The organism is Streptomyces sp. Ru73 (assembly GCF_002920575.1).
Taxonomy (GTDB): Bacteria; Actinomycetota; Actinomycetes; order Streptomycetales; family Streptomycetaceae; genus Streptomyces.
Window position 1 is genome coordinate 1 of record NZ_PQSQ01000170.1, and the last position, 6962, is coordinate 6962.

General features: G+C 74.2%; 5 protein-coding genes, 1 tRNA gene and 1 other RNA gene. 2 read left to right on the forward strand and 5 right to left on the reverse strand.

Features of this window, described 5'->3' with window-relative positions; all coding sequences use genetic code 11:
* Both C3486_RS35720 and ffs read right to left on the reverse strand, forming a co-directional pair.
* On the reverse strand, positions 1–1958 hold a 1958-nt coding region (locus tag C3486_RS35720; protein ID WP_103837024.1), incomplete at its 3' end, for a DNA polymerase III subunit gamma and tau.
* A 405-nt stretch (positions 1959–2363) separates the two neighbouring features.
* Positions 2364–2462, reverse strand: an RNA gene (gene ffs / locus C3486_RS35725) — signal recognition particle sRNA small type.
* 120 nt (positions 2463–2582) lie between these two features.
* Here ffs and C3486_RS35730 point away from each other — a divergent pair.
* A tRNA-Ser gene (locus C3486_RS35730) sits at positions 2583–2667 on the forward strand.
* A 501-nt stretch (positions 2668–3168) separates the two neighbouring features.
* Positions 3169–3444, forward strand: a complete 276-nt coding sequence (locus C3486_RS35735) for a hypothetical protein (protein ID WP_146075129.1) — start codon at positions 3169–3171, stop codon at positions 3442–3444.
* Positions 3445–3536: 92 nt separating this feature from the next.
* Here the strand turns inward: C3486_RS35735 and C3486_RS35740 are convergent, their stop codons facing one another.
* The 3 genes from C3486_RS35740 to C3486_RS35750 form a co-directional block, all read right to left on the reverse strand.
* Complete coding sequence (locus C3486_RS35740; protein ID WP_103837026.1) at positions 3537–5351, reverse strand: ATP-binding cassette domain-containing protein; 1815 nt, start codon at positions 5349–5351, stop codon at positions 3537–3539.
* A complete protein-coding gene (locus C3486_RS35745; RefSeq protein ID WP_103837027.1) occupies positions 5348–6211 on the reverse strand; it encodes an ABC transporter permease subunit in 864 nt (287 codons plus the stop codon). The genes C3486_RS35740 and C3486_RS35745 overlap by 4 nt, the downstream gene beginning before the upstream one ends.
* The coding region (locus C3486_RS35750) for an ABC transporter permease (protein ID WP_103837028.1) at positions 6208–6962 on the reverse strand (755 nt) is incomplete at its 5' end. The genes C3486_RS35750 and C3486_RS35745, both read right to left, overlap by 4 nt.

Genomic DNA, 6962 nt, shown 5'->3' on the forward strand with positions numbered 1-6962 from the left:
CCACCGGCCTGGCTCCCGGGCGCGGCCGCGGTCGGCCAGCTGCCGGGCTGGCGTCCGCCGGGCGCACCGCCCTCGGCGCCACCGCCTGCTCCGGGACCGCCCTGCGGCCCCGCGCCTCCCCCGGTCGGCCAGGCACCGGGCCGCCGCGCGGACTCCTCACCGGTACCACCAGGCCCACCGGCTCCACCCGGTCCGGCGGGTCCACTACCGCCTCCGGGACCGCTCGCGCCGCCCGGCCAGGCCCCCGGCCGACGCGCACCCGCGCCGCCGTCCTCGCCGGCACCCGCGCCCTGCGCACCGTCACCGGGCCCGCGGCCCGGCTGCTGCGTACCGGTAGGCCACGCACCGGCCGGCGCGCCACCGCCGCCACCCGGCGCAGCCCCCGCTCCGGGCGCCCCGCCGGCCACCGGCTGACCGCCCCCGGGGCCTGCCCCAGGGCCACCCGCGGGACCACTCGCCGGTCCCCCTGCCGCTCCACTCGCCGGTCCGGCCCCCGGCCCATTCCCCGTACCGCTTGCCGCCGCGCCGCCGCCCGCGGCATGCGCAGCCCCCGAAGCGCCAGCAGCTCCCCCAGCTCCCCCGGTGCCCATCGCGCCGCGCACCGCCGCACGTGCGGCCGCAGGTCCGCTCGGCCCCGCCGGCACGCCGGGCGCCGCGTGCGCGTCGGGCCCGGGCACGTACCCCGCGGCGGGCTCGCCACCGGACTGCACGACCGGCATCCCAGCCGCTCCAGCCGTACCGGGAGCACCGCCCGGTCCACCCGGCCCGCCCGGCATGCCGCCGCCGAGCGCCGCGACCCCGACGCCGCGCTCCAGGCGGTCCAGCCGCGCCTGCACCGAGCGCTCGTCGTCATACGCGGCGGGCAGCAGCACCCGCGCGCAGATCAGCTCCAGCTGGAGCCGCGGCGAGGTCGCGCCGCGCATCTCCGTCAGCCCGGTGTTGACCAGATCGGCCGCCCGGCTGAGCTCGGCCGCACCGAAGACGGAAGCCTGCGCCTCCATCCGCTCCACGACATCGGCCGGGGCGTCGATCAGCCCCTTCTCCGCCGCGTCCGGCACCGCCGCCAGGATCACCAGGTCGCGCAGCCGCTCCAGCAGGTCCGCGACGAACCGCCGCGGGTCGTTACCGCCCTCGATCACCCGGTCCACGACCTCGAAGGCCGCCGCGCCGTCGCCCGAGGCGAACGCCTCCACGATCGAGTCCAGCAGCGACCCGTCCGTATAACCGAGCAGAGCCGTGGCCATGGCATACGTCACACCGTCGGAACCGGCGCCGGCCAGCAGCTGGTCCATCACCGACATCGAGTCACGCACGGACCCGGCACCCGCCCGCACCACCAGCGGCAGCACGCCGTCCTCGACCGGGATCTCCTCCCGCCCGCACACCTCACCGAGGTAATCGCGCAGCGTCCCGGGCGGCACCAGCCGGAACGGGTAGTGGTGCGTACGCGACCGGATCGTCCCGATGACCTTCTCGGGCTCGGTGGTCGCGAAGATGAACTTCAGATGCTCCGGCGGCTCCTCGACCACCTTCAGCAGGGCGTTGAAGCCCGCCGAGGTGACCATGTGCGCCTCGTCGATGATGTAGATCTTGTACCGGCTGCTCGCGGGACCGAAGAACGCCTTCTCGCGCAGCTCGCGCGCGTCATCCACACCACCGTGCGACGCCGCGTCGATCTCGATCACGTCGATCGACCCGCGGCCGTTGCGCGCGAGGTCGACGCAGCTCTGGCACTCCCCGCAGGGAGTCGGAGTGGGACCTTGCTCACAGTTGAGGCAGCGCGCCAGGATCCGCGCGCTGGTCGTCTTGCCGCAGCCGCGGGGTCCGCTGAAGAGATACGCGTGGTTGACGCGGTTGTTCCGCAGGGCCTGCTGCAGCGGGTCGGTCACGTGCTCTTGCCCGATGACCTCGGCGAAGGTCTCGGGGCGGTAGCGGCGGTACAGCGCAAGGGATGACACGCCTACGACGATATCGGCCCGCACCGACAACCGGCCCCGCCAACGAAACCCCACAGCGGTGGGTGCGGCGGGCCGCGGCTGTCGCGCGGTGGGCCCACCAGGCACGCCCCGGCCGGGACCGCAGACGCATGCCGCCGAAACCGCAGGCGTCGACCTCCGAGACGTCAGTCACAGACCACCGGGACTGCAGGGGCACAGCCCACCGAGACCTCGGTCACAAACGCCAGGTGCCTTGGACACGAAGTACCGAGACCCCAGACCCGGACCACCGAAGCGCAGCCCGGAGGACCAAGGCCATAGGGACAGGGCGCCAGAGCCTCAGCCCCGACGGGCACAACAGACACAAGACGACGGATCGCGGGCCACAGGCACCGTCATCGCCCTCGCTGCCACCACCGCCCCGACAACGCAAACGCCCCTCACGCACCCGCCAGAGCCGACCTACCCTTGCTGCCTTCCGGCCCTGGGGGAGTTCAGTCAGATAGCGCCACGTGAGGGGCTGCGCCCACAGTACCTGATTCCCGGCCCCGGAAACGACCCGCACCCACCGCCGGCCCCCCTCCCGGATCACCCCCCACCGACCGAGTTCGCGAGCACTCCCCCACGTCATGTAATGTCTTCCGCGGAGGATTCGCCTAGAGGCCTAGGGCGCACGCTTGGAAAGCGTGTTGGGGGCAACCCCTCACGAGTTCGAATCTCGTATCCTCCGCCTCAGCCCGCGAGGGCAGACGAAGGCCCCGACCGGTTCGCCGGTCGGGGCCTTCGGCGTTGTGTGGGTGCGTAGCGGTGGGTCGGTCCGATGTGGTGGGCGGGGGCGGGTCGGGGGCGCACTGGGTGGGTGGGCTTTCGGGGTGTCTCTCGGTCGACGCGGTATGAGGGGGCGGGAGCCGCGGCTGTACGTACGTGTCGACGTGGTGACTGGGGTCCGTACCGGTGATGGGCCCGGTGGCCGTGGCCGGCGCTTCCGGCCCGGAGAGGAGTGAGGAGCCGTCGGCACGGGCGTTGGGCTGGGGCGATGCCGGTGGCGGGGCGTGGCGGTGCGTCTAGTACCGCGGGAGCCGGTTCGCGCCGCTGGCCGGGAACGCGGCGTTCCCCGGTCGGGAGCGGTTCCGGAAGAGGGTGGGCCGGGAGTGCGCTGGGGCGTCTGGGCGGGCCTTCGGGGGGTACCGAAACGCGGTTGGTCCTTCAGAGGGAGACCGTGGAGACCGTAATGACAACACCGCCCCGAGAGTGTGTCGTACTCAACATTCCGCAGGGACTGCGACTGGACCTGCTGGGTCTCGTCGTCGAGATCGGCCAGGTACGGATAGTCGCCGACCGGGCAGGTCTGCTCGGCGGCCTCATCGCTTCCCTGACCTGCGGCAGCGGCACCGCCGCCGCGCAGGGCCTGGAGGCGATGGCCCAGATGCTCCGGTCGCAGGAGAAGTCCGGAGGGTCCGACCAGCGCACGCAGGACCAGGAAGTGGCGGGCAAGGCGACCAAGTAGAAGGAGCGAGGAGACCGGCGCGGGGAGGGGGACGACCCGTCCGGCTTACGGGAACGACTCAGGGCCCGCACCTCATGGGTGCGGGTCCTGAGTCATGTGGGGGTGGGGGTGGGGACGGGTTCGGTCAGGTGGGCGGATTCGAGGGGTGCGGTGTGGGTGGCCAGGGCGGCGGTTTCGGGGTCGTGGGTGATCAGGATCAGGGCCAGGTCGGGGCGGGTGTGGAGCAGGTCGGTGAGGAGGGTGAGCAGGGAACGGCGGGTGACGGCGTCCAGGCCCGAGGTGATCTCGTCGCAGATCAGGACGCGGGGGCGGGCCAGGAGGGCGCGGGCCAGGGCGGCGCGTTGGAGTTCGCCGCCGGAGAGCTGGTGCGGGCGGCGGCGTACCAGGCCGTCGGGGAGACCGAGGGCGGTGAGGGTGCGCCGCGCTTCGGTCAGGGCCTCGTCGGCGGGGGCGGCGCGGAGGCGGACGGCGGTGCGGGCCACCTGGTCGAGGACGGGGCGGTGTTCGTCGAAGGCGGCCCGGGCGTCCTGGAAGACGTACTGGACGGCGGCCAGTTGCTCGCGGGTGCGGGCGCGGAGGCTGCGCGGGAGGACCGTGCCGTCGAGCCGTATCTCGCCGTCGTAGGTGCGGTGCAGGCCGGCCAGGCAGCGGCCCAGCGTCGTCTTGCCGCTGCCCGACCTGCCGACCACGGCCAGACACTCGCCGGCGCGGAGGGTGAGGGAGGGGATGTGGAGGACCGGGGTGCGGTGGTGGTGGGCGGTGAGGGCGGGGATGTGGAGGAGGGGAGGGAGCGGAGTGCCGTCCGCAGGGGGGCGAGGTGTGGAGGGGGACGTACTCGCCGGGTTCGGGAGTTTCGGGGGCTGGGTGAGCTGAGCCGGCTGGGCGGACTTCGCGGGCTGCGGGAGCGTCGGGGACGGCGGGAGCTGGGCGAGTTGGGCGAGTTGGGCGGGCTTTGCAGGCTGCGAGAGCTTGCGGGACTGGGAGAGCTTCGTGGGTTCCGGGGGCGTGGGGGGCGGTGGGAGCTGGGGGGTCAGGAGGGCTTGGGTGTGGGAGTGTTGGGGGGATTGGCGGAGGCGGTGCGGCGGGCCGGATTCGAGGATGCGGCCCTCGTGCATGACGTGGAGGTCGTCGGCGAGGGTGTGTACGACGTCCAGGTCGTGGCTGAGGAGGAGTACGGCGATGCCCTGGCGGGCCAGGGCGGCGAAGCGGGCGGCGATGTGGCGTTTGGTCAGTGGGTTCTGGCCGGTGGTCGGCTCGTCGGCGACCACGACGCGGCATCCGGCGAGGAGGGCCTGGGCGAGGACGAAGCGCTGTTGCTGGCCGCCGGAGAGCTGGTGCGGGTAGCGGCGCAGCAGGGTCGCGGCGTCCGGGAGCTGGGCTTCGGCGCAGGCGCGCAGGACGCGTTCGGTGACGGCCGTGCGGCGGTCGCGGCGGGGCAGCCGCAGGTCGCGTACCTGGGCGCGGGCGATGTCGCGGAGGAGGGCGCCCACGCGGCGGGCGGGGTTGAGGGCGGCGGCCGGGTGCTGAGGTACGTAACCGACGCGACCGGCCGGTACGCGGACCTCGCCGGTGACGTGGGCGCCGGGCGGGTACTCGCCCAGCAGCGCCAGGCCGGTGGTCGTCTTGCCGCTTCCGGAGGCGCCGACGAGTGCGGTGATCCGGCCGGGGTGGAGGCGCAGGGTGATGCCGTCGATGAGGGGCTTGCTGTCGATAGGGGGCACGCTCTCGCTGAGGGGCACGCCCTCGCTGAGGGGCACACGACCCGCATCTTCTGCCTCGGGCTTGTTGGGCGTGGTGCCGGGCTTGCGTACGGCGGCCCCGTGGGGCAGCAGCACGCTGAGGTTCAGGATTTCGGCTGCTGGGGGTTCGGGGGCGGGGGCGGGGGGTCGCTGGTCGGCACGGGTCATGGGTGGGGGGCCTTCCGTGTCGATGGCGGGGCGGGGAGCGGTGTACGGGGGTGGGGGCGGGGCGTCTGGGCGGCGTCGAAGAGCAGGTTGGCGCCCGTGGTGAGGGCGACGATCAGGAGGGCGGGGAGGACGACGGCCCAGGGCTGGACGAACAGGCCCGTGCGGTTGCGGTCGACCATCACCGCCCAGTCCGCGGCGTCCGGGGCCACGCCGACGCCCAGGAACGCGGCGGTGGCCACGAGGTACAGGACACCGGTCAGCCGGGTACCGGCGTCGGCGGTGAGGGTGCGCAGGGTGGAGCGGCCGACGTAGCCCACGGCCATCCGCCACCAGGTCTCGCCCTGCATCCGCAGCGCCTCGACCGCCGGGCGGGCGGCCGCCTCGGCCGCGGTGGCGCGGATGATGCGTGCCGCGTCGGGGATGTTCACCAGCGCGACGAGCACGGCCAGTCCGGCGGTGCCGGGGTGGAAGACGGCCGCCACCAGGAGGAGCAGGAGCAGGGACGGGATGGCGAGGAGGACGTCCAGGGGGCGCATCAGGACGTCTTCGAGCCAGGCCCGGTGGGTCAGCGCGGCGGCGAGGCCGAGCGGCAGGGCCACCGCGTACGCCAGTGCCGTCGCGGAGAGCGCGGTGAGGACGACCGTACGGCCGCCGAGCAGTACCTGCCGCCAGACGTCCCGGCCGACGAAGTCGGTACCGGCCCAGTGCCCGTCGCCGAGGGTGAAGGAGGCGGCCCGGGGGCCCGGTTCGCCCGCGAGCAGGGGGCCGAGGAGGGCGAGGAGGAGGGGCACGGCGACGAGGAGGAGGCCGAGGAGGAAACGGGCCGGGCGGGGCGGGCGAGTGCGTACCGGGTACCTCACGCCGCCACCCCCGTCCGCGGGGCGAAGCGGCGGGTCACCAGGTCGGCGCCGAGGTTCAGGGCGACCGCGGTGAGGCCGAAGACCAGCGCGAGGCCCTGGATGACCGGGACGTCGCGTTCGGCGACCGCGTTCATCAGGACCGTGCCGAGGCCGGGAAGGACGAAGAGCGCCTCGACGACGATGACGCCGCACAGCAGCCAGTCGATGGTGCGCGCGAGCTGCTGGGCGGCGGGCGCGAGGGCGTTGGGGAGGGCGTGTGCGTACCGGATGCGCGCCCCCGCAATGCCGTACCGGCGGGCCTGGGCCGCGTACGGCGACGCCAGCGCGTCGATCATGCCGGCGCGGATCAGCCGGGCCAGCGAGCAGACCGGCCGCGCGAGCAGCACGAGGACCGGCAGGACCAGCGCTTCGGGGTGGGCGAGCAGGTCGCTGCCGTAACCGACGGCGGTCGGCGGCAGCCAGCCCAGGCGCAGCGCGAAGACCGTGATGAGGAGGACGCCGAGGGCGAACTCCGGTACGGCGTACACGCCCAGCGTCACCGAGCTGATGAGGCGGTCGGCGAACCGGCCCTCGTGGCGGGCCGCGAGCACGCCCAGGCCGACGGAGACCGGTACGAGCAGGGCGACGGTGAGGGCGGCGAGCAGCACGGTCGGGCCGGCGCCGTTCGCGAGGTACGTGGCGACCGGGCGGCCCGAGGTGAGGGAGGTGCCGAGGTCGCCGTGGAGGAGGCCGGTCACCCAGGCGGCGAGGC

Bases quoted from the DNA above. Each gene is read 5' to 3' on its own strand.
- C3486_RS35735 (WP_146075129.1), top strand. From the start codon at position 3,169: ATGACAACACCGCCCCGAGAGTGTGTCGTACTCAACATTCCGCAGGGA.
- C3486_RS35740 (WP_103837026.1), bottom strand. From the start codon at position 5,351: ATGACCCGTGCCGACCAGCGACCCCCCGCCCCCGCCCCCGAACCCCCA.